Here is a 26,180-nt window from a genome sequence, read left to right as displayed (position 1 = left end):
GGTTAAAACTGGCGCCGTGCCACCAGCCAGGCGCCGACCACCAGCATCACTGCGCCGCAGACCGGGCCAACCAGCGCGCGCAGGGGAACGCCGTTGCTCTTGAGGATGTCCATCACCAGGCCGCCAATCAGCTGGCTTGCCACCAGGACGGCAATGGTCGTTGCCGCGCCCACATTCTGATAGCCGCTAATACTGGCAAAGACAAAAAAAGACCCCAGCAGGCCGGGGATCAACGTCCACCAGCGCACCGTTGACGCCAGTTCGTTAAACCCCGCCAGGCCATTTTTCACCAGCAAAATGCTGACAAACAGCACAATCCCCACCAGCGAGTTCAACAGCATGGCGATAAGAATGGTGGAGGAAGATTGCGTAATGCGCACCATCAGGGTGTTTTGCACCACCAGCCCAATCCCGGCGGCTACCAGAAACGCTAACGTCAACGATTGATTCATGGCAGAGCATCCGGATCGCTGCGCTCATCAAGCTGGAGCTGCATAAAGGTTAAATCCAGCCAGCGACCGAATTTGGTTCCCACCTGCGGCATATTGCCGGTGGTAATAAAGCCCAGGGTTTCGTGCAGATGAATTGACGCCTGGTTCTGCGCCTCAATACCGGCAACCATCACGTGTTTACCGATCTGGCGGGCTTCCTTGATTAACTCCGTCATCAGCAGCCGGCCAATGCCTTTGCCCTGATGTTCGGGATGAACGTACACCGAGTGCTCCACAGTGTGGCGAAATCCGTCGAACGCTCTCCAGTCGCCAAATGAGGCGTATCCCGTCACCACTCCGTCTTCTTCACTGACCAGCACTGGATAACCCGACAGAGTACGCGCCTCAAACCATGCGATACGGTTATCGGTGTCGACAGTTTTATCATTCCAGATGGCGGCGGTGTGCAGCACCGCATGGTTATAAATTTCACCGATAGCGGCACAATCTTCTTTGCAGGCATGACGAACAATCATGGGTAACCTCTGGCTGTGTTGTTCACTATAGTAGTACGATTTACTCACAATATTACACAGTTCTTGTATTGCATCGCTACGACAAAATCCCTATTTTTTTGTCACAAAACTGCCCCGAAAAACCATCCGTACACTATAGTATGACGTCATGAATACAATGACAGACAATATGAATCAACGCATTAGCGCCCGCATACGCCTTGAACGCGAGTCGCGGGGCTGGTCATTAAGCGAACTGGCCGAACGGGCAGGTATCTCACGCGCCATGATCCATAAGATTGAACGGGGTGACAGTAGCCCAACGGCGACGCTGCTTGCGCGGTTATCCGGTGCCTTCGGTATTAGCATGTCTACGCTTATTGCGCGCGCGGAAATGCAGGAGGGCAAACTGTTACGTCTGGCGAACCAGCCCGTCTGGCGCGATCCGCAAACCCACTATTTGCGTCGCCATGTGTCGCCGCGCAGCGATATGCCTATCGACCTCGTCCAGGTGGAGCTACCCGCAGGTAGCGATGTGCCGATGCCCGCCTCCTCTTATGCGCTGGCACGACAGCTGATTTGGTTGCAGGCAGGTGAACTGGTCTTTCTGGAGGGGGATACTCGCCATGAAATGAAGGCCGGAGATTGTCTGGAACTCGGGCCGCCGAACGACTGCCGGTTTATCAACGAAACGGATGAATCGTGCCTTTATCTGGTCGTGCGGCTTAATCAGTCCGGCTCATAATGCACAGGCGATCCGCAGGATAACGTGCCAGACTTGAATGACATTTTCAGCAGTAAGGAGCGATGAATGAGTCAATCTACTACGCAAAACCGACGCTGGGTACTGGCTTCCCGTCCACACGGCGCGCCGGTTGCCGATAATTTCCGCCTGGAAGAGCAGCCGATCCCCGCGCCCGCAGAGGGGCAGGTGTTATTACGCACCGTATGGCTCTCGCTTGATCCGTACATGCGAGGCCGTATGAGCGATGCGCCATCCTATTCACCTCCGGTCGAGATTGGCGCGGTGATGGTGGGCGGCACGGTAAGCCGCGTCGAGACCTCCCGTCATCCGGATTATAAAGAGGGTGAATGGGTTCTGGGTTACAGCGGCTGGCAGGAGTATGAACTATCCGACGGGCAGGGGCTGGTGAAGTTGGGTGAAAACCCGTCGCATCCTTCATGGGCACTCGGCGTGCTGGGAATGCCGGGCTTCACCGCGTATATGGGGCTGCTCGATATCGGCCAGCCTCAGGCAGGGGAAACCCTTGTCGTGGCGGCGGCCACGGGGCCGGTCGGCGCAACGGTGGGGCAGATCGGTAAAATCAAAGGATGCCGGGTCATCGGCGTGGCTGGCGGGGAGGAGAAATGCCGTCATGCGGTCGACGTGCTCGGTTTCGATACCTGTCTGGATCACCATGCGGATGATTTTGACGAACAACTGGCTAAAGCCTGCCCGCAGGGCATTGATGTGTATTACGAAAACGTCGGCGGTAAAGTCTTTGACGCCGTGCTGCCGCTCTTGAATACCTCCGCGCGCGTGCCGGTTTGCGGACTGGTCAGCGGCTACAATGCGACCAACCTGCCGGAGGGTCCGGACCGCTTACCGCTACTGATGGGGACCATCCTGAAAAAACGCATCCGTATGCAGGGTTTTATTATCGCGCAGGACTATGGTCATCGTATTGACGAGTTCCAGCAGGAAATGGGCCGCTGGGTGCAGGAAGGCAAAATTCACTATCGCGAGCAGGTTACGGAAGGGCTGGACGCGGCGCCGGACGCCCTGATTGGCCTGCTTGAGGGGAAAAACTTCGGCAAGGTTGTGATCCGCGTGGCGGCCGACTAAACAGAGCATCGGTTATGGCGGGCAGTGTCCGCCATAATTATTTGTGAAGATACGATATATTGTCTTTAATTAATCCATAAGCTTTGCGCGCCTCGGCCCAGCTGAGCCAGAAGTGAAAAATGCAATATTATTTGAACGATTTTAATATTACGCGCGCCCCTCATACCAGGCATGACGATACAGGATATATCTAACCGGCGATGTTTTTTTAAACAGACGCTGAAAATGGCATTTTGTTTGGCTACGGGAATTAAACATGCTTGATTTGGAACATATGGAAAAAGCACAAAGAATCAGTCTGACTTTGCAAGTAGAGAACAGTTTAAAGGGAGCATTAATTACGGGCTCATTAAAACCTGGGGCTCGACTCGTTACAAAAGAGATTGCGGATAAATTGGGCACCAGTATCACACCGGTGCGCGAAGCCCTGCTGCGCCTGGTGTCGGCGGGGGCATTACAGGCCACGCCAGCGCAGGCGTTTTTGGTGCCAGAAGTGACGCTGGAACGCTATAACGAAATTAACGCCATCAGAAAGCAGCTTGAACCGATGGCCGTTGCGGCGGCGTGCCAGAATATGACCGAGACCAAACTGGATGCGTTACGCGCGCTGTCAGATAACTTCAGTGCCGCCATGCATCAGGGCGATGTACAGAAAGCGATCCATGCCAACCGCGTGTTCCGGTTCACGCTCTATCAGTATGCCGAGATGCCGACCCTTCACTCGCTGATTGAGCAGCTCTGGGTACGGATTGGTCCGTGCATTCACTATCTGCAAGAAGAGTTAAGCGAGGTTCCCGCAGCGACCTATCATTATGACGATCTGCTTTCTGCGCTTGAGCAAAGGGATGTGACGGCCAGCCGGGAAGCGATCGACAAAGCCATTGATGAAGCCAATATTCTTCTGCAACGGCAATACTACAGTTAAGGATCCCTCTGGCGCACTTATTTGTTTATTTGTATCAAACGTCCTTGATTATATTCCCGGCGCATCAGGCAACCGGGAATGATGTTATTTTGCTTATTTTTTATCGGCAACGTGCGCTGCCGGAGAATGGTTTACTCAAAACGATAAGAGACCGACAGGCTCACGCCATAGTTACGACCAGGGGCAGGTTCGTAATAGCGGTTGTAGCCAGCGTTAACAATCTCTGAACCGGCGTACTCTTTATCGAACAGGTTATCGACGCGACCAAAGACGTCCATTCCCCATTTGCCGTAGTTGAGTTTATACCCGGTATTCAGGCCCACTACGGTATAAGAGGGCGCTTTAGCGGTGTTGGTATCGTTGGCCATGACATCGCTCATGTAGCGGGCATCTGCCCCCGCGTACCAGCCTTCCTCAGGCTCCCAGCCAAACGACGCATAACCCATGTTACGGGCGATCCCCGGCATCCGGTTGCCGCTACAGTCTGCATTGCTACAGACGTTGGTGCGGTAGGTGGCATCAAGATAGGTCCACGCCATCTTCAGCTTCCAGTTCTCGGCAAACTGCTGGTCGAGCGCGATTTCCACACCCTGACGGCGCGTTTTTCCCGCGTTTTTATAAGTCGTGCGACCATCCTTGCTTTCGTCCACCACGATCTCGTTGTCGGTATCCGTGCGGAACAGCGCCGCCGTCAGGATGCCATTGCCGATGCGGGTTTTGCTGCCAATCTCATAGGTGTTGTTGGTGGACGGTTGCAGGTTCATATTGAGGCCACCTTTGCCATCAGAACGGTAGGAAAGTTCGTTGATGGTCGGCGTCTCAAATCCCCGTCCTGCCGCAGCATACAGGTTCCATGCGTCGGTCACGGCGTATTTCACCGCACCTGCCGGGAGCCATTTGTGGTAGCTGGCGTCGCCGCTGTCATCACCGTTTTGCGGGGTAATGTAACGATCGTTGGAGTCAAACCAGACGGAGCTATAACGTACGCCCGCCTCTAAGGACAGTTTTTGCGTTAGCTGCCACTGGGTTTGCAGGTAGGGATCCAGGTTCCACATCAGATTGCGTTCGTCACGGCGTTTATTACCCTTCACGCCATAATCCGGCACGCCGTTGCCCATCACGAAGTTCTCATACCCGCGACGATTTTCGCTCATGTTTTCGTAGTTCAACCCGGTGGTAAATGTCACCGGAACCAGCAGTTCGCCGCGGTGGGTCCAGCGCGTATCAATACCCTGATAGTGACGCTGCATATCAATCACACCGCCCGAATGCGCAGGATTCTCGCGCTGAGTGGACGCCGGAATGGACTGGTACTGAGTCATTTCACGCTCACCGGCATACATCATCACGCTGAGGTCGTCCTGTTCGCTCAGCTGACGGTCGTAGCGGATCCCGGCCTGGGTCTGCTTAATGGTCTTACGCGTGTTGTACTGATCGCCACGTGGTGACTGGCGCGGGTTATTCTGCCACTCCTCATAGCTCAGTCCGCCTGGATCGTTGGCTTTCATGTCCACGCTGTTAAAAATCAGCGTCAGCTTGCTGACATCATTAATGCGCACGCCCAGTTTCGCGTTGGCGAGGTTTTTGCGCGCGCCGCTGTGGTCGCGATAGCCATGGGTGGTAAAACGGGTAGTGGATACGGCGTAATCCACATCGCCCGCCTGAGTACCATCACCCACCGCCCCGGTGGCCTTCATACCGTAACGCCAGGTGCCGTAGCTGCCGTAATAGCTGCTGGCTTCAATGGTGGCTGGCTGTTGTCCGGTCTGGGTGTTGATGTTGATCACGCCGCCGGAGGCATTACCGTACAGGGCAGAGAAGGGGCCGCGCAGCACGTCGACGCTCTCTATGCTGTTGAGGTCAATGTTTGATGTCTGCCCCTGGCCGTCGGGCATGGTTGCCGGAATGCCGTCCACGTACATACGGATCCCGCGTACGCCGAAGGTTGAGCGCGCGCCGAATCCGCGAACGGAAAGTTGCAGATCCTGAGCATAGTTCTGGCGGTTCTGGATTTGCAGGCCAGGTACGCTCCCAAGGGATTCAGAAAGGTTGATGCGCGGTGTGGCATGTCGCATATCCTCGCCGCTCACCACGCTGACTGCGGCCGGGGTGTCCAGTTCTGAGACGGTTTGCGGCGTGGCGCTGACGATCATGGTCTGTTCATCCGCGGCCATCGCACTCAGCGGGCCAAAAATGACGGGAACGAACAACAGGGGTAGTGATGCCTTATGGGCAGTAATAATTTTCATGGAGTAAGCCGGTTAAGAAAAATTTCGAACCAAATCAACTGGAACCTGTGTATATATGTTAAATCCTTTGTAAATGTTATGAAAACTATAACCGCACATTTCGTGAATGTAAGGTTTTGCAGGAAAGAAATACTCCACATTCAACTCATTAATGATTACTATTCTCATTAAAATAACGGCAAAGCGATGACTTTGCCCGCCGGAAGCGATGTCAGCGGTAAATCTCCTCATTTAAAAAGGAATTGTTATGTCTTTACGTCATCTGTGCTCGCCGCGCCTGCGTGGGTCTCTGCTGTTGGGCTCTTTACTGTTTGCCGGTACGTTCCAGGTTCATGCCGCTGAAGAGATGCTGCGCAAAGCGGTCGGCAAGGGCGCGTATGAAATGGCCGTCAGCCAGCAGGAAAACGCGCTGTGGGTTGCGACGTCACAAAGCCGCAAAACCGATAAGGGCGGCGTGGTCTATCGTCTGGATCCGGTCACGCTGGAAGTGACGCAGGCGATTCATAACGATCTCAAGCCGTTTGGCGCCACGATCGATAACGCCACCCAGACGCTGTGGTTCGGTAACACCGTCAACAGTGCCGTGACGGCGATTGACGCCAAAACGAGCGAGGTGAAAGGGCGCCTGGTGCTGGACGATCGCAAACGTAGCGACACGGTGAAGCCGCTTCAGCCGCGCCAGCTGGTGGCCGATGACACGACCAATACGGTATACATTACCGGCATCGGCAAGGAGAGCGTGATCTGGGTTGTTGATGGCGCAACGCTGAAGCTGAAGGACACCATCACGAACACCGGCACGTTCAGCACCGGACTGGCGCTGGATGCGAAGGCAAAACGCCTGTATACCACCAATGCGGACGGTGAGCTGGTGACCATTGATACCGCGACCAACAAAATCCTCAGCCGTAAGAAAGTACAGGAAGACGGAAAAGAGCACTTCTACCTGAACCTGAGCCTGGACACTGCCGGCCAGCGTGCGTTTGTGACGGATTCAAAACAGCCTGAAGTGCTGGTGGTGAATTTGAAAGATGGCAGCGTAATGCAGAAAATCGCCGCGCCAGAATCGCTGGCCGTACTGTTTAACCCGGCGCGTAACGAAGCCTATGTGACGCACCGCGAGGCGGGCAAGGTGAGCGTGATTGACGCCAAAACTTACAAAGTGACCAAAACCTTCGATACGCCGGTTTACCCGAACAGCCTGGCGCTGTCTGCGGACGGTAAAACGCTGTACGTGACGGTGAAACAGAAGTCTACCCGTCAGCAGGAAGCCACTCAGCCTGACGATGTGATTCGTATCGCGCTTTAAGGTGAGAATTGCCCGGTGGCGCTGCGCTTACCGGGCCTGGAAAACAATGAAATGCAGGCCGGGTAAGGCGTAGCCGCCACCCGGCTTTTTTATTAACGCGACGTCTCTTCCACCAGCGGACCATCCTGTTTGTCATCTCCAGGATGAACCGGGGCGGTACTGTGGATTTCATTCACGCGTTTACGCACGCCAAACCAGCCGGCAATCAACAGCACCGCCAGCAGCGGGATTGTAGCGATGGTGTAGGTGCCGTTAGGGTAGTCGAAGGCCATCAGCACCAGCACGCTCAACAGGAATAGCAGGGTAAGCCAGGATGTTACCGGCGCGCCCGGCAGCTTGAAGCTGACGTCAGCCGCTTTCCCTTCTTTAATTGCTTTGCGCAGACGCATCTGACACACCACGATAAAGGCCCAGGAGGCGATGATGCCCAGCGCAGCGACGTTCAGCACGATCTCAAACACCTGAGACGGCACGAGATAGTTCAGGAACACGCCAAAGATATACACCACCAGCGTAGCCAGAATACCCGCGTAAGGCACCTGCTGCTTGCTCATCTTCGACATAAACTTCGGCGCAGAGCCCCCCATCGACATGGAGCGCAGGATACGGCCCGTCGAATAGAGCCCGGAGTTCAGGCTGGAAAGCGCGGCAGTCAGTACCACGATGTTCATGATGCTGCCCACGTACGGCACGCCCAGCTTAGAGAAGAAGGTCACAAACGGACTTTGCCCCGCCTGGTATGCATTCCACGGCAGCAGCAGTACCAGCAATACCACGGAGCCCACATAGAACAGACCGATACGCCAGATCACGCTGTTGATGGCTTTTGGCACCATCGTCTGCGGATCTTTACATTCACCTGCCGCCGTACCGACCAGTTCGATGGAGGCAAAGGCGAACACCACACCCTGCACCAGAACCAGCGCTGGCAGCAGGCCGTGCGGGAAGAAACCACCGTTATCGGTAATCAGGTGGAAGCCGGTGGCGTTGCCGTCCAGCGGTTTACCGGTGCCGAGGAATACGGTCCCGACCACCAGGAAGATCACAATGGCCAGCACCTTCACCAGCGCGAACCAGAACTCCATCTCGGCGAACCATTTCACGCCGATCATGTTCATGGTCCCGACGATTGCCAGCGCCCCGAGGGCGAACACCCACTGCGGCACATCGCCAAACGCGCCCCAGTAGTGCATGTACAGCGCAACGGCGGTGATATCGACGATACCGGTCATTGCCCAGTTAACGAAGTACATCCAGCCCGCGACATACGCGGCCTTTTCACCGAGAAATTCACGGGCGTAAGAGACAAAGCTACCGCTGGAAGGGCGGTGGAGCACCAGCTCGCCGAGGGCGCGAAGAATGAAGAAAGAGAAGATCCCGCACACCAGATAGACCAGGGCGAGCGCGGGGCCAGCCATTTGCAGACGTGCGCCTGCACCTAAAAAAAGACCTGTACCGATAGCGCCGCCGATGGCGATCATCTGCACCTGACGGTTGCCCATCGCCTTGTGATAGCCCTCTTCATGAGAGTTCAACCAGCGACGTTTAGCAGCATGATGATCGGCTGCGCTTTTATTGCTTGTTTTCATTGAGTTACCTGTTTGCCTGTCTGAACCATTAACGTGATAGTCCTGCCTGGCAGAAGCCGAAACAAACGATTGCTTCTGCGCAGACACATGCTGCCTTTCCAGTCATTCTGTGTATGGATAAGGCAAAACATGGCGAGGCATCCTACCCGCAATTGATAAGCGACGCAAAATATAACCGTGCCGAAAGTGATGCTCGTCGAAGGAAATCGTGTGGTCAGAGCAGACTGCGATCACAACGCGCTGAATCGTGACGTTTTTTTAGGCAAAAAGGTCTGTGAATGCTGATTTAATCATCAGGTTTACTTAATAGTTACCTATAGGTAGAGCTTATGGATGCCGCAGAGCTGCGATAAGTAATGAAAACGCGGAAGTGTGCTGGCGGCGGCTCGGATAATAGAGATGATAACCGGCAAAAGCCGGACACCAGGCTTCAAGCACACGCACTAACCGGCCCTCAGCAAGGGCGTCCTGAACCGCATCTTCCGGGACGTACGCCAGCCCCAGACCGTTTTCGGCGGCATCAATGCGTTGCGGCAGGCTGTTGAGGATCAATTGGCCGTCAACCCGCACGCGCAGCTCACGTCCGTCCCGTTCAAATTCCCAGGCATATAATCCGCCGCGTGTGGGCAGGCGCATATTAATGCAGCGGTGCTGATCAAGCTGCTCCGGCGTTTCCGGTACCCCGAAACGATGCAAATAGTCTGCCGACCCGACGACCGCCATGCGCATGTCCGGGGCAATACGTATCGCAATCATATCTTTCGCCACCTGCTCACCCAGACGCACCCCCGCGTCAAAGCGGCCATCGACAATATTTGTCAGCCCATCGTCCACCGTGACTTCAACGTTGATGTCAGGATACTGCGCCATAAAGGGTTTAAGCACAGGCCACAGCACGGCAAACATGGCGTGCTCCCCGGCGGTTAGGCGAATATTCCCGGCAGGTCTGTCGCGGGTATCACGCAGCGCGGTAAGTTCCTGCTCGATCTCCAGCAGATGGGGGCTTAAGCGCATGAAGAGTTGCTCGCCGGCCTCGGTAGGGGCCACGCTGCGGGTGGTGCGGGTTAACAGACGGACTTCCAGCCTCGCTTCCAGATTGCGCATTGCGTGACTGAGCGCCGACTGAGATACCCCAAGCTGCGCCGCGGCGCGGGTAAAACTGCGCTCCCGGGCGACAACCATAAAGGAGAGCAGATCGTTGAAGTTGTCTTTTAACATGGCGGCTTATCCTATTTATGAATTGAACTCATAGTTCCTTTCTGATTATGCACTCTAATGCTCCCCATGGCTTTACGCTACTGTTAACGCAATAGCAAACGAGGAGTAGATCATGAAAATTATCCGTAGCGGTTCGCTACCTTCCGTTCATGGGCCAGAGGCCTGGTTTACCGGCAGCGTGCGCATTGACGCACCTTTCCAGGCGACTGAACCGGCAAAAGTCGGCGGCGCGACCGTCACCTTTGAACCCGGCGCACGTACCGCCTGGCATACGCATCCTCTTGGACAAACGCTGATCGTGACGCAGGGGCGCGGCTGGTTACAGGAGTGGGGGAAAGAGGCGGAACCGCTGAATCAGGGTGATATCGCCTGGATCCCACCCGGCGTGAAGCACTGGCACGGCGCAAGCGCGCAGACGGCCATGACCCATATCGCCATCGCAGAAGCTGTCGACGGGAGCCCGGTGGCATGGCTGGAGAAGGTCACCGACGAGCAGTATCCGAACGAGTAGCGGTAAGCTATAGCTGATTTCCGGCAATCCAAATGTAAATTAATTGTTTCTCAGAGGTGAAATCCGCCTTTAATAATGACGACATGTTAAGTCAAACGAGAACGCAACATGTCATGGCGAATCAGCATTCTGGATAAAAGCCCCGTCGCAGAACACGAAACAGCCGCCGATGCGCTGGCGCGAACCTTAGCACTGGCGCAACAGGCAGAAACGCTGGGTTATCACCGCTTCTGGATTGCCGAACACCACAATACCCCGCAGCTTGCCAGCCCCTCGCCGGAGCTGCTGATTGCCTGGATCCTGGGGCAAACAAAACGTATTCGCGTGGGCTCAGGCGGCGTCATGCTGCAACATTACAGCCCCTATAAAGTCGCCGAAAATTTTAACGTACTGGCCGCCATTGCGCCGGGCCGGGTTGATCTGGGCGTTGGCAAAGCGCCCGGCGGTCTGCCGCTCTCTACCCGCGCCTTGCAGTACGGCCTAAATCCGCAGGAAAAAGGCAGCTTTACTGAACAACTGACGCAGCTTGATCGCTGGATCCGCCCTGAAAATCAGTCAGCGGAGGAGGACGTTCGCGCCACGCCGCTGCCGCCGGTGCCTGCCCGGGGATTTCTGCTGGGCGCCAGTACCGAAAGCGCGCTACTGGCGGCCTCCCTCGACTGGCATTTTGTCTTTGCCGCCCATCTGAACGGTGATTCTGAGCTGCTGCGCGAGGTCGTCACAGCGTGGCGTCAACACAGCGTCCGGGAGGTGATTGTGGCCGTGCAGGTCATTGTTGCCCCAACCCAGGCTGAGGCCGATGCGCTGGCGCAGAAGGTTGAAGTGTGGGGCGTGGAGCTGGTAAACGGACAGCGCGTCACCGTGGCCAGCGAAGAACAGGCCTACGCCTTTGCGCGGCAGGCGGGGAGTGACCCGGTGCGCATCGCGCGTCGGGCGCAGTCTCTGCTGGCCGGAACGGCGGATTCGGTGCTTGAACAGCTCAACGCGCTGCATCAGCAGTGGGGAATTGACGAATTTATCATCGACACGCCGGTCGCTGATGGCGCAACGCGCGTGCAGTCACTGCGACTGCTGGCCGAGGCGCGATTTAACAGGGAGGTGACCGTATGAGCTTTAGCGAACAACTGATTGCCTGGCGCCGTGAGCTGCACCAGAACCCTGAACTCTCCGGTCAGGAGGTCGAAACAACGGCGCGCCTGCGCGAGTGGCTGACGGCGGCCGGGATTGCACCGCTGCCTTACGATCTCCAGACCGGACTGGTTGCGGAGATCGGCACGGGCAACGCACTGGTTGCGCTGCGTGCCGATATCGACGCGTTACCCATCGACGAGCGCAGTGGGGTGCCGTTTAGCTCCCGGCGTGCGGGGGTGATGCATGCCTGTGGCCACGACATCCACACCAGCGTGATCCTCGGCGCTGCGTTAAAGCTAAAGGAGCGGGAAGCCTCGCTCAACGGTCGCGTGCGGATCCTGTTCCAGCCTGCGGAAGAGAATTTCGGCGGAGCAAAAAGTATGGTGCGGGCCGGGGCGTTACGTGACGTACGCGCGATTTTCGGAATGCATAACGAGCCTTCACTGCCGGTCGGCGAGTTTGCTACGCGCGGCGGCCCATTCTATGCGAACGTCGATCGCTTCGTTATTCATGTTACCGGCAAAGGCGCGCATGCCGCACGTCCCCATGAAGGCAACGACGCCATCGTGCTGGCAAGCCAGCTGGTGACCGCGCTGCAAAGCGTTGCCAGCCGTAACGTCAATACGCTGGATTCGGTTGTTCTGAGCGTGACGCGCATCGCCGGGGGGAATACCTGGAACGTGCTGCCGGAAAGCGTTGAGCTGGAGGGCACGCTGCGCACGCTGCGCACGGAAGTGCAGCAGAACGTGAAAGCGCGCGTCGGTGAAATCGCCGCCGGATTTGCCAGCGCCTTTAGCGCGCAGATCAACATCACCTGGTACGCCGGACCCACCGCGCTGGTGAACGATGAGCACTGGGCCGGGTTTGCCACCTCGGTTGCGCGCGAAGCGGGATATGAAACCCGGCATGCGGAACTGCACATGGGCGGGGAGGATTTCGCGGTCTATCTGCAAAACATACCCGGCGCGTTTGTCAGCATTGGCAGCAACAGTCCGTTTGGGTTACATCACCCGGCATTTAACCCGGACGAAGCATTAATCGAACCCGCTGCCCGCTATTTTGCTCAGCTCGCGGAAAAAGCCCTGCAACACGTTTAATTAATTTGAGGTGAATATGTCTGCACATCGTCAATTGCGGCTGGGGACCATTTTGCATGGTGCATCCGGAAATATGTCTGCCTGGCGCCATCCCGCGGCGGTCGCGGATGCCAGCATTAATTTTGATTTCGTCAAAGAAACGGCTTTAAAAGCAGAAGAGGGCAAGCTCGACTTTATATTTGTGGCCGACGGTCTTTATATTAACGAGAAATCCATTCCGCATTTTTTAAACCGCTTTGAGCCGCTGACGCTGTTGTCCGCGCTGGCGAGTATCACCTCGCGCCTGGGGCTGGTCGGCACGTTATCCACCTCGTACAGCGAGCCTTTCACCGCTGCACGCCAGTTCGCCAGCCTCGATCACCTGAGCAACGGACGCGCGGGCTGGAACGTGGTGACGTCGCCGCTGGAAGGGTCAGCGAAGAACTTCTCCCGCGAAAAACACCCGGAGCATGCGCTGCGCTACCGCATTGCCGATGAGTATCTCGACGTGGTGAAAGGGCTGTGGGACTCCTGGGAAGGGGATGCCTTTATCCGCAATAAAGAGAGCGGACAGTTCTTTGATGCGTCGAAACTGCATACTCTGGATCACCACGGTGATTTCTTCCGGGTTTCTGGCCCGCTGAATATTGGCCGCACCCCGCAGGGACGTCCGATTGTCTTTCAGGCTGGTGCGTCCGACGACGGTAAAAAGCTGGCGGCAAAACATGCTGACGCGATTTTTACCCACCATGACACGCTGGAAGAAGCCCAGGCTTTTTACCGCGATGTTAAACAGCAGCTGGAAAGTCACGGCCGCCGCGCAGGGGATTTACATATATTCCAGGGCGTCAGCGTGATTGTTGGAAACGACGCCGATGACGTAGAAAACCAGTATCAAACCACGGCGGCACTGGTCTCCATTAATGATGCGCTGAATTACCTTGGACGTTATTTCGAGCATCACGACTTCAGCCAGTATTCCCTCGACGCGCCGTTCCCGGACATTGGCGATTTGGGCAAAAACAGCTTCCGCAGCACCACCGATGAAATCAAGCGTAACGCCCGTGAGCGCAACTTAACTCTGCGTCAGGTCGCGCTGGAAGCCGCATCGCCGCGCCCGCGTTTTTCCGGCACACCGGAGCAGGTGGCCGATGGTTTACAGGCCTGGTTCGAGGAGAAGGCGGCGGATGGCTTCATCATTCAGGGCGGTACGCCGGACACCTTCCCGCGCTTTGTCGACCAGGTGGTCCCCCTTTTACAGGCGCGCGGCCTGTTCCGCACCGACTATCCCGGCACCACGCTGCGCGAAAGTCTGGGCTTAGACGAGCCCAAAAATCAGTTCACACAACAATAAAAGAGAAAAACGCTATGCAGAAATCATCGCTTATTCTGGCGCTTGCGCTGGCTTTTACCCCTGCCGTCTGGGCAGAGAACGTCAATATTAACGGCACCGGCGTGAGCATTGAGGCCAATAAAACGCCGATCAATACCGCCAAAAACAGCGATGCGATCGCGCAACTGCCGAAAGACTATCGCTTTGCCGTGCCGGGGAAATTTACCGTGGCGGTGGCGGGACTGAATCAACCGCCGCTGACGGTCTTTTCCGACGACAACAAGACCCTGCTGGGAAGTGAGGTCGACATTGCGCGTCTGGTGGCGGACAGCCTTGGGCTGGAGCTGAACGTGGTTCCCACCTCCTGGGAGGACTGGCCGCTGGGGGTGGCCTCCGGGAAATACGATGCGGCTATCAGCAACATCACCGTCACCAAAGCGCGCAAAGAGAAGTTCGACTTCGCCACCTATCGCAAGGATTCACTTGGCTTCTACGTGAAATCCACCAGTCCCATCAACTCGCTTGTGAAGGCAGAGGATATCGCCGGGCTGCGCATCATCGTGGGTTCCGGCACCAACCAGGAAGCCATTCTGCTGGCATGGAACGAAGAGAACCTCAAAAAAGGGCTTAAACCCTTTACGCCGATCTACACCAAAGACGACGCGGCCCAAACGCTGGCGCTTCAGTCCGGACGCGCGGACGCCTACTTTGGCCCGAACGTGATCGGCGCCTGGAAAGCGGCGCTTAACGGTAAAACCAAACTGGTCGGCAGCGTCGACGGCGGCTGGCCGAAGGCGGCGCATATCGCGGTGACGCTGAAAAAAGGCAGCGGCCTGGTCGAACCGGTACAAACCGCGCTGAACGGCGCAATCAAGAACGGAGATTACGACAAGGTGCTAAACCGCTGGGGGGAAGGCGTGGAGCGTATCTCCAGTTCCGAAGTTAACCCGGCGGGTCTGGGCGATTAAGGAGGCGCTATGCATGAACAATTTCGTGACGTTTCGCCGGAAGATGCCGATCTTCAGCCCATTATCGAGGGGCTTTTCGGTGAGTACGCCGCTCGTTACGGCGACTACTTTTCAAAGGATGCGGAAGTCGAGCTGACAGAGTGGTACCTGGCGCCGCAGGGGCTGTTTATCGTCCTGGAGCGCGAGGGTGAGATCATCGCCACCGGGGCGTACAAGCCCTTCGACGAACATACCGCAGAGATCAAACGTATCTGGACGAATAAAACGCTGCGCCAGCAGGGACTGGCCGCGCGCGTGGTACAGGAGCTGGAGCGCCGGGCGGTGCTGGCGGGTTACAGCCACATCTACCTGACTACGGGGTTTCGTCAGCCGGAGGCGGTGCGGCTCTATCTCAGTCAGGGGTATCAGCCGCAGTTCGATCTCAACCGCGACCCGGAAGAGTATAGCCAGCCGCCGTTCGACGGTCGGCTGCGTTTCACCAAGACGCTGATCCGCGAAGCGCTCAGCAAAACCGCATAAGGAGCGACGATGAGCAACGTTGAAACCATAAAAGTGGTCCCGGCACGTTATCCGCTGCGCGCTGCTGGCGCCGTGGTGGCGCTGTTTGTGCTGGCGGTCGTGATCCAGTCCGTGGCCTTTAATCCGCGCTGGGAATGGGCGGTATTTGCCCGCTGGTTCTTTGACCCGGTGATTCTCGAAGGCGTCGGACAGACGCTGCTGCTGACGTTGATAAGCACCGTACTGAGCGTGGTGATTGGCGGCATGCTGGCGCTGGCTCGGCTCTCGTCATCATGGCTGTTGGGTAGCCTGGCGTGGGGTTACATCTGGCTGTTCCGATCGCTGCCGCTGATCGTGGTACTGATTATCCTCTATAACTTCTCCTATCTCTACGACACGCTCTCTCTCGGCGTGCCTTTTACCGGCATTACCTGGGGCAGCTTTGAAACCATCAACGTTCTCGGGCAGTTTTCTACCGCCATCGTGGGGCTGACGCTGGTGCAGAGCGCCTATACTGCGGAGATCATTCGCGGGGGCTTCCTTGGGGTCGACCACGGTCAGTATGAGGCGGCCGCTGCGCTGGGTCTGCCGGCGTGGCGTCGCACCGTGCGCATAATTCTCCCCCAGGCGCTGCGCACCATCCTGCCGTCCGGGTTTAACGAAATCATCAGCCTCGCCAAAGGGACGGCGATGGTTTACGTGCTGGCGATGCCGGAACTGTTCTACACGATCCAGATGATCTACAACCGCACCCAGGAGGTGATCCCGCTGTTGATGGTGGGGGCCGTCTGGTATCTGGTGATCACCACCGTACTGTCTGCCATCCAGCATGTTATTGAGCGTGGACTCGCCCGCAGCGAGCGCCGCTCCGCCGTAAACCAGAGCCGGGCGACCAGCCGCGCGCGTTCCGTCACCACTTCGTCAGCACAGGAGCCCGTTCATGCAAGCCTCTCCTGAAGGACACATTTCCATAACCGGCGTCAGTAAGTTTTTTGGCCGACATAAAGCGCTCGATAACGTCACGCTTGAGATCCCACCGGGCTCCGTGACGGTGATCCTCGGACCCTCTGGATCGGGAAAATCGACGCTGCTGCGCACTATTAACCATCTGGAGCGCGTAGACGAAGGCTTTATCCAGATTGACGGGGATTACATCGGCTATCGCCGTCAGGGTGACAAACTCTACGAGCTCAAAGAGAAAGAGATCCTCAAACAGCGCGTCAACGTTGGGTACGTGTTTCAGAACTTCAATCTTTTTCCGCATCTTACGGTGCTGGAAAACCTGGTTGAAGCACCCATCGCGCATAAAAAGTTCAGTAAAAAAGAGGCTATTGAAAACGCCTACAGCCTTCTGGATGTGGTAGGTCTGCGCGATAAAGCCGATGCCTGGTCGCGTCACCTCTCCGGCGGCCAACAGCAGCGCATTGCCATTGCCCGCGCGCTGGCGCTGCGCCCGCGCGTGATGCTGTTTGATGAACCAACCTCGGCGCTGGATCCGGAACTGGTTGGCGAAGTGCTGGACGTGATTAAAAAGCTCGCCCGCTCCGGCACTACGCTGGTGGTGGTCACCCATGAGATCGGCTTTGCACGGGAAGTGGCGGACCAGGTGGTATTTATGGTCGACGGTAAAATTGTGGAGCAGGGCAGCAGCGACGACGTGTTAAACCGACCGTCGCATCCGCGAACGCGCCAGTTCCTCTCAAAAGTGCTGTAAGGAGCGCAGATGAAATATGGACTCCTGGCGGGGCTGGTCTTCACGACAGCGAGCCACGCCAGCATTGATTTAAAGGCCAACGAACAGCCGCTGCCAGTGACGGTTGATCAACAGGCAGTGGCGAAAATCCCGGCGAACTATAAATTTGTTGAGCCGGGTACCCTCACGGTGGCGATTTCAGCCCTGAATTCTCCGCCGCTGGCGCTGCTGGCCAGTGATAACCGCACCCGTATTGGCAGCGACCCGGATATCGCCCGGTTGCTGGCGGGCAGTCTGGGGCTGAAGCTGAAGCTGGTGCCAACGGCGTGGGAAGACTGGCCGCTGGGGATCACTTCCGGGCGCTATGACGTGGCGTTGGTGAATATCGCCGTCACCGAGCAACGTAAGGAGAAGTTCGATTTTGCAACCTATCGCGTCGATTCCCTGGCCTTCTCGGTGAAATCCACCAGCAACGTACAGTCGATCACCAGTGCGAAAGATCTGGCCGGTAAAAAGGTGATTGTCGGGTCAGGCACCAATCAGGAACGTATTCTGCTGGGCTGGAACGAAGAGAATAAAAAGGCCGGACGCGAGCCTGCGTTGCCGGTTTATCTGACCGACGACGCCTCAGGCAATCTCTATATTCAGTCCGGCAGGGCGGATGTCTTCTTTGGACCGCAGTCCGTTTCGGCCTACAAAGCCGCGTTAACCGGCAAAACCCGCGTCGTGGGATTAGGCCCGAAGAAAGCCTATGTCGCCACCACAACCAAAAAAGGCAATGGGCTGGTGTATGCGTTGCAGGCTGCGCTGGACGGTGCGATTAAGCGCGGGGATTATCAAAAGGTGCTGGCGCGCTGGGGGGAAGCGGGCGAAGCAGTGACGTCTTCAGACGTTAATCCACCCGGGATAACCTACTAATGGTGCTCTATACCCTAAATAATTCGAGTTGCAGGAAGGCGGCAAGGGAACGAATCCCCGGGAGCGTACATAAGTACGTGACTGGGGTGAGTGAATGCAGCCAACGCACCTGCAACTTGAGTATGACGGGTATACACTTAGGGTTTTCATCCCTGAGGAGGCAACATGATCAAACTCTATGGCGTACCCGGCTGGGGATCGGCAATCAGTGAGGTGATGCTGACTCTGGCAGACATCCCGTATCAGTTCGTCAACGTGGACGGGTTTGACCAGCCCGGCCCGCAGCGCGAATTGCTGTTGAAACTGAACCCGCTGTGCCAGGTGCCGACGCTGGAGCTGGAGAACGGGGCGATCGTGACGGAAACCGCGGCGATCGCCCTGATGGTGCTCGACAGACGACCCGACCTCGCGCCGCCCGTTGGGCAGGCCGAGCGCCAGCAGTTTCAGCGCCTGCTCATCTGGTTTGTGGCGAACGTCTATCCCACCTTTACGTATGCAGATTACCCGGAACGCTGGGTGCCTGATGCCCCGGAACAGCTGAAGAAAAACTGTATTGAGTACCGGAAATCCCTCTATCTGTGGTTTGACAGCCAGCTCAGCGCCTCGCCTTATGCCTTTGGCCAACAGCTAACGCTGCTTGACGTCTATATTGCCGTCGTGCGTACCTGGGGGCCAGGTCATGAGTGGTTTACCACCAACGCACCTAATATCACCGCCATCGCGAATGCCGTCTGCGCGTTGCCAGAACTGCACAAGGTGCTAAAAGCTAACGACATAATCTGATAACGTGGAACGCTAACCTATAAAAGGAGCCCTGCCCATGCCTCACGTTGATATCAAATGTTTTCCACGCGATCTGACTGACGAACAAAAAACGGCCCTGGCGGCGGATATCGCCGAAACGATAGTCCGTCATCTGAACAGCAAAGATCGCTCAATCTCCGTGGCGCTTCACGAAGTCCAGGAAGCTGACTGGAAGGCGCAGGTCTGGGATACCGAGATTGGACCTAAACTGGATGAACTGATTAAGAAGCCCGGCTATTCGATGTAACTCGCCTGCCGGGTGGTGCAGTATCACCCGGCGATCCCCGCCTTTCATTCCTTTCGCAAAAATCGATAATAAACAGCACAACATTTCCGCTACAATTCACTCCTCCGAACAATATTCGTTAAATCAGCAGGTATGCACTACAACTGCACCAGATTAAGTACAGATAGTAAAAGGATAATTTTTTCATGACAAAATTACCTCGGTTTTCACTCGCCTTTATTCATCCTCGTTACTGGTTCAGTTGGGCAGGCATCGCCGCACTCTGGTGTACGGTCCAGCTCCCATATTCGCTTCTGTTAAAAGCAGGGCACGGACTCGGGCGTCTGGCTATGCGCATGCTTCCACGCCGCGTGGAAATCGCCAGACGAAATCTTGAGCTTTGCTTTCCGGAGATGAAAGAGGGTGAGCGCGAGCGTTTGCTTGAGCGTAATTTTGAATCGGTTGGAATGGGCGTCATCGAAACGGGCATCGCGTGGTTCTGGCCTGACTGGCGCGTGCGCAAACACTTCAGCGTGACCGGCTACGAACATATGGAACAGGCACGGGCGCAAGGAAGGGGCGTGGTGCTCATTGGCATGCATTTTCTCACGCTGGAATTAGGCGCACGCATCTTTGGCATGCTCAACGCGGGTATTGGCGTCTATCGTCCCAACAACAATGCGTTGCTCGACTGGCTACAGACGCGCGGTCGTCTGCGTTCCAATAAAACCATGCTCGACCGCTACGATTTGAAGGGCATGATCCGCGCGCTTAAGCAAAATGAGATCCTTTGGTATGCCCCGGATCACGACTATGGAAAAACGAATAGCGTGTTTGTGCCGTTTTTTGCCGTCCCGGACGCCGCGACAACTGCCGGGAGCTATATGCTGGTGAAAAGTGCCAGACCGGCCGTGATCCCGTTTGTACCACGCAGAAAAGCAGACGGCACAGGGTATGAGCTGATTATCCTGGACGATATTAGCGATACCTTGCAGGGAGGCGATAAAGTGGCCGTGGCTACGCAGATGAACAGGGCGATTGAGCGTGCGGTGATGATGGCACCCGAGCAATATATGTGGCTGCACCGTCGCTTCAAAACGCGTCCTGAAGGGCAACCGGACCGGTATGCGCGAAAAAAACAGGTCCAGTCCTCAGTCAGAACTTTCTCTGCCAGCGATATGTCGGATCGGTCGAGTATCCAGCAGTAACACAGGGGGCGGATGCCGTTGCGCTCCGCCCTTTATAAAATCTGCGCCGCTGGATAGAATTACCGCATCCACCTTGTCGGGATGCAAAATATGACCGGAAGAGTCGACTATCACCTTGAAAAATATCTCCTCACCGAAGTCGCCGAGCCAGAACGTCTGACCCGCCAGTGGGCAGAAGTGATGCGCGAGTGTCGCGAGCAAAAATCCGGTGCGGAAGAGCGTTTGCGTCTCGCGCTGCTGAATGTGGATTATGTGACCAGCTTTGAGCTTCCCTTCCGGTTACTCCTCACCCGCGCCCCGCAGTTGATTGATGGGATCAGAAATGAGTTCCAGCTCAGTCAAAAAAATGTCCTGTTCAACGGCAAGCGGTTTGGCTGCGTTTACAGCCTTAAACAGGACCTGGAAAGCGTTCCTGACGAATTTACCTATCACCTGAAAACGCGGATCCAGCGAAGCGACAGCACTGGCGGAAGTGAAGTACCTTACCGGCAAATTGCACAGCAGGTGAAAGCGCCCAGGGAACGACTCAAACTGGCACTCGAAAATGGACTATCTGTAACGGCGCTCGACGGGCTTTTCTGGTTTGGCATTCAGCGCATCGCGGCCGATGTGCAGAGGCTAAGAAAAACGGGCACGAGGATTGTGACGTCAGAGACTGAGGTGTTTGATACGCTAACGATGACAACCCGGCGGATCCCCGTCTACAGCCTGACGCAGCCGGAATGAGCCTCGGTCGCTGAATCGTCGAACGTCTCAGAGAAGACAAAAAAGGCGGTAATCTCTTTCTCAGATATACCGTGCTTCAGCAACGCTTTCATTGACATTATGCCCCTTAGAAAGAGGGGCGTTTCACGCGATGGCATTGCTACTCAGCAAATGCCCGCAATGCCTCGCCATCAAGACGATAGCGTACCCATTCGGACTGCGGTACCGCGCCGATGCTCAGATAAAAATCAATTGCAGACTGGTTCCAGTCAAGCACGCTCCATTCCAGCCGGCCGCAGTGACGTTCCACTGCGCATTGCGCGATATTTTTAAGCAGTGCTTTTCCCGCACCCTTGCTGCGGTATTCCGGGGAGACATACAAATCTTCCATATAGATGCCGTTGCGGCCAAGCCAGGTGGAATAGCTGGTGAAAAAAACGGCATACCCCACAGCATGGCCTGCATATTCGGCAACCAGCGCTTCGGTTTTACTGTCTGCACCAAACAGCGTTTTACGGATTTCGTCCGGCGTGGTGACCACTTCTTCTGGCGCTTTTTCATAGACTGCGAGTTCGTAAATCATATCGTATATTGCCGCTGCATCTTCAGGTCGCGCCTGACGAATCGTAATGCTCATTCCGTTCCCTTTATCTTTGTTTGTAGTTGATGGGGATAAGCATAAAGGCTAATGTCAGAAGAATTAAGTGCAATGAAATCAATAAATGATGAATATTATGCATCCAGCCTTAAGGCGCCTTGATTTAAACCTTCTGCCGGTTTTTGACGCGATTTATCGCCACAGTTCCGTTCGACTTGCGGCAGATGAGCTGGCGATGAGCACCTCGGCGCTCAGCCATGCCCTGTCACGGCTGCGTGTTTCGCTCAACGACCCGCTGTTCTACCGGGAAGGACATCGAATGTGTCCCAGCGTCTATGCCACCCAGCTTGCGCCAGTTATTGCATCGGCCCTGAAATATCTCGACCAGGAGCTGTCGCCGCAGCCGGAATTTGATCCTGCTATCAGTACAGCGTGTTTGCAGATCGCGATAACGGACTTTACCGCGTTCTGCATATTCCCTGCGCTCATGAATACGCTTCAACATGCGGCGCCTGGCTTGCGTCTGGAATTACGATATTTGCCGCACAGCCCGGCGTTGACGGAATTACTGGCAGGAGAGGTGGATTTGGCCCTGGGATTCAGCACCATTGAGGATCGCCGGTACCCGGAGCTGGAAGAGATCAGCTGGTTCGAAGATGAATATGTGGTGATTAGCAATGCGAGCCGGAGCGCGCTCACGCTGGAGGATTATCTCGCCGCCCGGCATCTTGTGGTTACGCCGTGGAATGAGAAGCAGGGGGTGCTGGATTTGCAGCTGGGACGCATGGGTTATACCCGACACATTGCGATCAAAACCCCGTCTATGCTCAGCGCCCCGTTTGTTATTGCAGAAAGCGATCTGCTGATGGCGTTACCTCGATTCGCCGCTGAAAAGCTGCTGCCAGCTACCCGTATTAAAATTTTTGATTTACCGTTCCACATCAGTCCGTTTGAAGTAAAAATTTATTCGCACAAGCGCAGCGGGAAACGAGGCGTCACGAACTGGCTCAAAGCTACGCTGCGCGCGCTGGCCGAAGGGCAACAGTCAGAGCGCTTATGATTTCGACTGTAACAGGATTGCCATCAGCCCCGGAAAGCGGGCGTCCAGATCTTCTCTTCTCAGTGAAATCATATTCTCGCGCCCCTGCGGGCGCTGCCAGATCACGCCGCTGTCGCGCAGTACACGCCAGTGGTGAGTCATGGTTGATTTCACCACCTCGTCCGGGCGCAGCGCGTTGCAGCTCAGCTCACTGCCGTCGGCCAGCCGTCGAATAATCGCCAGCCGCAGCGGATTGCCGAGGGCGAACAGCACATTTTCCAGCAGTATTTGTTCTGGTTCCGGGTGGTTTGGGATCATCGTTTTCCTGCGTCTCGCGTGAGATTGAGCTATATCAACAATAGGTCAACCGTTAAAAAATAGTTCGATAATACTCGTACAATAGGACTATTATAACAAACGAACAAACACGCGACTATCCTGGTCGTCACAAACCCGTCATGAAGACGTAAGGAAATATCATGCCCCGACCCATTCCCCTCGAACGTTATCGCAACATCGGTATCTCCGCGCATATCGATGCGGGCAAAACAACCACCACTGAGCGCATCCTGTTTTACACCGGGATGAGCCACAAGCTGGGTGAAGTACACGATGGCGCGGCAACCACCGACTGGATGGCGCAGGAGCAGGAGCGCGGGATCACCATTACGTCGGCGGCGGTGAGCTGTTTTTGGCCCGGCATGGACAGAGGCTTTGAACCGCACCGCATCAATATTATCGACACCCCCGGGCATGTGGATTTCACCATTGAGGTGGAACGTTCCATGCGTGTGCTCGACGGCGCGGTGATGGTTTATGACTCCGTCGGCGGCGTGCAGCCGCAGTCGGAAACCGTCTGGCGTCAGGCGAATAAATATCACGTCCCGCGTCTGGCATTCGTCAACAAAATGGACCGCCCGGGTGCGGATTTCTTCCGCGTGGTGCGGATGATGCAGGAGCGGCTGAAAGCTAATCCGGTCCCGATTGTGATCCCCGTGGGCGCAGAGGAACACTTCACCGGCGTGGTTGATCTCATCAAGATGCGCACCATTCTTTGGGATGATGCGACCCAGGGCATGGCGTTCACCTACGCGCCGGTGCCCGACGATCTGCTGAGCACCGCCCAGACGTGGCGAGAAAAAATGGTCTCGTCTGCGGCAGAAGCCAGCGATGAGCTTATGGATAAGTACCTTGAGACGGGTGAACTGGATGAAGCGGAAATCATCAAAGGGTTACGGATCCGGACGATCTCCGGTGAAATACAGCCCATGCTGTGCGGCAGCGCTTTCAAGAACAAGGGTGTGCAGCGCATGCTCGACGCGGTGATTGAATTGATGCCGTCTCCACTGGACGTGCCCGCTATTGATGGGGTAGACGAAGATGGACAGCACGCCGAGCGCCACCCAAGCGATGATGAACCATTCTCTGCGCTGGCCTTCAAGCTGATGAGCGATCCGTACGTCGGACAGTTGACCTTTATTCGCGTCTATTCCGGCATACTGCGCAAAGGCGACGCGGTTTATAACCCGGTGAAGGGCAAAAAAGAGCGAATCGGGCGCATCGTGCTGATGCATGCCAACGACCGCCATGAGGTGGACGAGCTGCGCACAGGGGATATCGCAGCCTGTGTCGGGCTGAAAGACGTCACCACCGGTGACACGCTGACCGACCCGAATGCGGTGATCACCCTTGAACGGATGGAGTTCCCGGACCCGGTTATTTCGCTGGCGATTGAGCCGAAAACCAAGGCCGATCAGGAGAAAATGGGGATCGCCCTACAGCGCCTGGCGGCGGAGGATCCGTCTTTCCGCCTGCACACGGACGAAGAGTCCGGTCAGACCATTATCTCCGGGATGGGCGAACTGCATCTCGAAATCATCGTTGACCGCATGAAGCGTGAGTTTGGCGTTGAGGCAAACATTGGTCGTCCGCAGGTCACCTATCGTGAAACCCTGCGTAAAGCGGTGAAGGATATTGAAGGTAAATTTGTCCGACAGTCCGGCGGGAAAGGGCAGTACGGTCATGTGGTCCTGAGTCTGGAGCCGTTAGCAGCCGGAAGTGGTTTTGTGTTTGAAGATGCCACCAAAGGCGGGGTAGTGCCGCGGGAGTACATCCCGTCGGTGGAAAAAGGCTTGCGAGAAGCCATGAATACGGGTGTGCTGGCGGGCTATCCGGTTGTCGATGTGAAAGCGACCCTGACGTTTGGTTCCTACCATGACGTTGACTCCTCGGAGATGGCCTTCCGCATGGCGGCGATCCTCGGCTTCAAAGAGGGCGCGCGGCGGGCGGATCCGGTTATTCTTGAGCCGGTGATGCACGTTGAGGTGGAAACGCCGGAAGAGTATGCCGGGAACATTATGGGCGATCTCTCCTCCCGCCGCGGCATGGTGCAGGGGATGGCAGAGCAGTACGGCAGCCAGATTATTCGCGCTGACGTCCCGCTGGCTGAAATGTTTGGCTACGCCACCACGCTGCGCTCGATGTCCCAGGGGCGCGCGACGTATACGATGGAGTTCCATCATTTTGCGGAAGCTCCGCGGAATGTGGCGGATGAGATTATTGCGAAGCGCGTGAAGAGTTAATTAATAGCACATGGTAGTCATTTGGCTACCATGTGCCTTTATTATTACGACAGGGAGTTTATGCCTGTTACTTAATTAGCGTCGCCGAGCGCACTTTCCATTTTCCTTGCTCTTCAACGAGACAATCTGCAATAACATGATCTTGCTTCTTACCAAATGCGACATAGACGTTTGTGCAAACGGCGTCAAAATCAGAATGTAAGACGGTTATCTGATTCCAGTCATCATCCCAGTCCTGCGCTTTGATAAACATATCCGCATCGGGCATATCTTTGTCGTTACTGTCGCCAGAGTACATTTCTTTAATTGCTGCAATGGTCCCTGAGGCTACGTACTCGTTCATAATGTCTGGATTGAGTACGGGCGGTTTGTTCTGATCTAACTGCGCTATATACCATTGATTGAATTTAAGCGCCGCCTGACCCGGTGCATAAATGTTTTCTGCGGCCGCGAGCGGAGAAAGGGCGAAAAGTAAAAAGTAGAGTGGTTTCATTAATCATGCCTGAACAGTTCGTAATGAGGTTGTATGTTGCGGTAAGCCTGCATTGACTAATGTGCGCCCCATATCTTTTGCCAGACGCGTGTTGGGGATTTTTAATCGACCACCCGCTCTGATCGCTTCTGTTACGTAACGAGCACAATAACCCGTGCTGCTGGGTTGCGCGTGTGATTTCGCATATGATATTGCGCCATCTTTGTTCCATGACATGGATAGTTCCTTTACGAAAGATTGTTTATGCAACAGCTTCTGAAATATCCTCCGTTTAACATCGTTATGATAAACATAAAATGCCATAGAAATTTTATA

General features: G+C 55.7%; 26 protein-coding genes and 1 pseudogene. 18 read left to right on the top strand and 9 right to left on the bottom strand.

From position 1 onward, the window contains the following. Nucleotides 1-2: 2 nt before the first annotated feature. Both IM282_RS00580 and IM282_RS00575 read right to left on the bottom strand, forming a co-directional pair. Nucleotides 3-452, bottom strand: a complete 450-nt coding sequence (locus IM282_RS00580) for a DMT family transporter (protein ID WP_022648242.1) — start codon at nt 450-452, stop codon at nt 3-5. Continuing rightward, entirely contained in the window at nt 449-967 is a 519-nt protein-coding gene (locus IM282_RS00575) for a GNAT family N-acetyltransferase (RefSeq protein WP_023306282.1), read from the bottom strand. Before IM282_RS00575 ends, IM282_RS00580 begins: the two co-directional genes overlap by 4 nt. A 148-nt stretch (nt 968-1,115) precedes the next feature. Between IM282_RS00575 and IM282_RS00570 the strand changes: the two genes are divergently transcribed. The 3 genes from IM282_RS00570 to IM282_RS00560 all read left to right on the top strand — a co-directional run bounded on the left by IM282_RS00570 (nt 1,116) and on the right by IM282_RS00560 (nt 3,717). Then, nucleotides 1,116-1,691 (top strand): helix-turn-helix domain-containing protein, encoded by a 576-nt coding sequence (locus tag IM282_RS00570; RefSeq protein WP_017382277.1) that lies wholly within the window; start codon nt 1,116-1,118, stop codon nt 1,689-1,691. Between the two features lie 66 nt (nt 1,692-1,757). After that, nucleotides 1,758-2,792 carry an NADP-dependent oxidoreductase gene (locus IM282_RS00565; protein WP_048966812.1) on the top strand — a complete coding sequence of 345 codons (1,035 nt, stop codon included), beginning with the start codon at nt 1,758-1,760 and terminating at the stop codon, nt 2,790-2,792. Nucleotides 2,793-3,048: 256 nt separating this feature from the next. Continuing rightward, nucleotides 3,049-3,717 (top strand): GntR family transcriptional regulator, encoded by a 669-nt coding sequence (locus IM282_RS00560; RefSeq protein ID WP_192970000.1) that lies wholly within the window; start codon nt 3,049-3,051, stop codon nt 3,715-3,717. Nucleotides 3,718-3,848: 131 nt separating this feature from the next. Here IM282_RS00560 and pqqU read toward each other — a convergent pair whose 3' ends face one another. Next, nucleotides 3,849-5,966, bottom strand: a complete 2,118-nt coding sequence (pqqU, locus tag IM282_RS00555; protein ID WP_192969999.1) for a TonB-dependent receptor PqqU — start codon at nt 5,964-5,966, stop codon at nt 3,849-3,851. A gap of 247 nt (nt 5,967-6,213) precedes the next feature. Between pqqU and IM282_RS00550 the strand changes: the two genes are divergently transcribed. Next, nucleotides 6,214-7,275: a YncE family protein gene (locus IM282_RS00550; protein WP_022648236.1), complete on the top strand. Its 1,062-nt coding sequence runs from the start codon at nt 6,214-6,216 to the stop codon at nt 7,273-7,275. Between the two features lie 92 nt (nt 7,276-7,367). Here IM282_RS00550 and ansP read toward each other — a convergent pair whose 3' ends face one another. Both ansP and IM282_RS00540 read right to left on the bottom strand, forming a co-directional pair. Beyond that, nucleotides 7,368-8,864, bottom strand: a complete 1,497-nt coding sequence (ansP, locus tag IM282_RS00545) for an L-asparagine permease (RefSeq protein ID WP_022648235.1) — start codon at nt 8,862-8,864, stop codon at nt 7,368-7,370. A 327-nt stretch (nt 8,865-9,191) separates the two neighbouring features. Continuing rightward, nucleotides 9,192-10,082, bottom strand: coding sequence for a LysR family transcriptional regulator (locus tag IM282_RS00540; RefSeq protein WP_192969998.1), 891 nt, complete (start codon nt 10,080-10,082; stop codon nt 9,192-9,194). A gap of 112 nt (nt 10,083-10,194) precedes the next feature. On the opposite strand from IM282_RS00540, the gene IM282_RS00535 reads away from it, so the two are divergent. The 12 genes and pseudogenes from IM282_RS00535 to IM282_RS00475 all read left to right on the top strand — a co-directional run bounded on the left by IM282_RS00535 (nt 10,195) and on the right by IM282_RS00475 (nt 21,174). Beyond that, nucleotides 10,195-10,593: a cupin domain-containing protein gene (locus tag IM282_RS00535; protein ID WP_022648233.1), complete on the top strand. Its 399-nt coding sequence runs from the start codon at nt 10,195-10,197 to the stop codon at nt 10,591-10,593. A 108-nt stretch (nt 10,594-10,701) separates the two neighbouring features. Further along, nucleotides 10,702-11,703 (top strand): MsnO8 family LLM class oxidoreductase, encoded by a 1,002-nt coding sequence (locus IM282_RS00530; RefSeq protein ID WP_192969997.1) that lies wholly within the window; start codon nt 10,702-10,704, stop codon nt 11,701-11,703. Continuing rightward, nucleotides 11,700-12,821, top strand: a complete 1,122-nt coding sequence (locus tag IM282_RS00525; protein WP_192969996.1) for an amidohydrolase — start codon at nt 11,700-11,702, stop codon at nt 12,819-12,821. Before IM282_RS00530 ends, IM282_RS00525 begins: the two co-directional genes overlap by 4 nt. Before the next feature lie 16 nt (nt 12,822-12,837). Then, a pseudogene (locus IM282_RS21800) lies at nt 12,838-15,101 on the top strand (NtaA/DmoA family FMN-dependent monooxygenase). Between the two features lie 9 nt (nt 15,102-15,110). Beyond that, on the top strand, nt 15,111-15,620 hold the full coding sequence (locus IM282_RS00510) for a GNAT family N-acetyltransferase (protein WP_192969995.1): 510 nt from the start codon (nt 15,111-15,113) through the stop codon (nt 15,618-15,620). 9 nt (nt 15,621-15,629) lie between these two features. Continuing rightward, a complete protein-coding gene (locus IM282_RS00505) occupies nt 15,630-16,556 on the top strand; it encodes an amino acid ABC transporter permease (protein WP_192969994.1) in 927 nt (308 codons plus the stop codon). Next, nucleotides 16,540-17,313 (top strand): amino acid ABC transporter ATP-binding protein, encoded by a 774-nt coding sequence (locus IM282_RS00500; protein ID WP_022648226.1) that lies wholly within the window; start codon nt 16,540-16,542, stop codon nt 17,311-17,313. Before IM282_RS00505 ends, IM282_RS00500 begins: the two co-directional genes overlap by 17 nt. Before the next feature lie 9 nt (nt 17,314-17,322). Next, nucleotides 17,323-18,210, top strand: coding sequence for a transporter substrate-binding domain-containing protein (locus IM282_RS00495; protein ID WP_022648225.1), 888 nt, complete (start codon nt 17,323-17,325; stop codon nt 18,208-18,210). Between the two features lie 165 nt (nt 18,211-18,375). Next, entirely contained in the window at nt 18,376-18,993 is a 618-nt protein-coding gene (locus tag IM282_RS00490; protein ID WP_063148927.1) for a glutathione S-transferase family protein, read from the top strand. A 37-nt stretch (nt 18,994-19,030) separates the two neighbouring features. Then, nucleotides 19,031-19,261: a tautomerase PptA gene (pptA, locus tag IM282_RS00485; RefSeq protein WP_022648223.1), complete on the top strand. Its 231-nt coding sequence runs from the start codon at nt 19,031-19,033 to the stop codon at nt 19,259-19,261. A 185-nt stretch (nt 19,262-19,446) separates the two neighbouring features. Next, on the top strand, nt 19,447-20,448 hold the full coding sequence (locus tag IM282_RS00480) for a Kdo(2)-lipid IV(A) acyltransferase (protein ID WP_022648222.1): 1,002 nt from the start codon (nt 19,447-19,449) through the stop codon (nt 20,446-20,448). 90 nt (nt 20,449-20,538) lie between these two features. After that, on the top strand, nt 20,539-21,174 hold the full coding sequence (locus tag IM282_RS00475; protein ID WP_032624847.1) for a helix-turn-helix domain-containing protein: 636 nt from the start codon (nt 20,539-20,541) through the stop codon (nt 21,172-21,174). Between the two features lie 139 nt (nt 21,175-21,313). On the opposite strand, the gene IM282_RS00470 is transcribed toward IM282_RS00475, so the two are convergent. After that, the gene (locus IM282_RS00470) at nt 21,314-21,790 is read right to left on the bottom strand and encodes a GNAT family N-acetyltransferase (RefSeq protein ID WP_022648220.1); all 477 of its coding nucleotides are present in this window, start codon (nt 21,788-21,790) and stop codon (nt 21,314-21,316) included. A gap of 85 nt (nt 21,791-21,875) precedes the next feature. On the opposite strand from IM282_RS00470, the gene IM282_RS00465 reads away from it, so the two are divergent. After that, a complete protein-coding gene (locus tag IM282_RS00465; protein WP_192969993.1) occupies nt 21,876-22,811 on the top strand; it encodes a LysR family transcriptional regulator in 936 nt (311 codons plus the stop codon). On the opposite strand, the gene IM282_RS00460 is transcribed toward IM282_RS00465, so the two are convergent. Then, nucleotides 22,806-23,108, bottom strand: coding sequence for a helix-turn-helix transcriptional regulator (locus IM282_RS00460; protein ID WP_022648218.1), 303 nt, complete (start codon nt 23,106-23,108; stop codon nt 22,806-22,808). The two genes, IM282_RS00465 and IM282_RS00460, sit on opposite strands and share 6 nt — an antisense overlap. A gap of 161 nt (nt 23,109-23,269) precedes the next feature. Here IM282_RS00460 and fusA point away from each other — a divergent pair, with 161 nt between their 5' ends. Beyond that, complete coding sequence (fusA, locus tag IM282_RS00455; RefSeq protein ID WP_023300184.1) at nt 23,270-25,372, top strand: elongation factor G; 2,103 nt, start codon at nt 23,270-23,272, stop codon at nt 25,370-25,372. A 67-nt stretch (nt 25,373-25,439) separates the two neighbouring features. Here the strand turns inward: fusA and IM282_RS00450 are convergent, their stop codons facing one another. Together IM282_RS00450 and IM282_RS00445 are read right to left on the bottom strand one after the other, a co-directional pair. Beyond that, entirely contained in the window at nt 25,440-25,865 is a 426-nt protein-coding gene (locus IM282_RS00450; RefSeq protein WP_003857021.1) for a DUF3828 domain-containing protein, read from the bottom strand. 3 nt (nt 25,866-25,868) lie between these two features. Beyond that, nucleotides 25,869-26,081 carry a hypothetical protein gene (locus IM282_RS00445; RefSeq protein WP_223862043.1) on the bottom strand — a complete coding sequence of 71 codons (213 nt, stop codon included), beginning with the start codon at nt 26,079-26,081 and terminating at the stop codon, nt 25,869-25,871. Between the last annotated feature and the right edge of the window lie 99 nt (nt 26,082-26,180).

Origin of the sequence: Enterobacter cloacae complex sp. P29RS (assembly GCF_014893445.1) — a bacterium.
In the GTDB taxonomy this organism is placed as follows: Bacteria; Pseudomonadota; Gammaproteobacteria; order Enterobacterales; family Enterobacteriaceae; genus Enterobacter; species Enterobacter intestinihominis.
The sequence above is the reverse complement of the archived record's forward strand: the minus strand, read 5'-3'. Positions and strand labels throughout refer to the sequence as shown.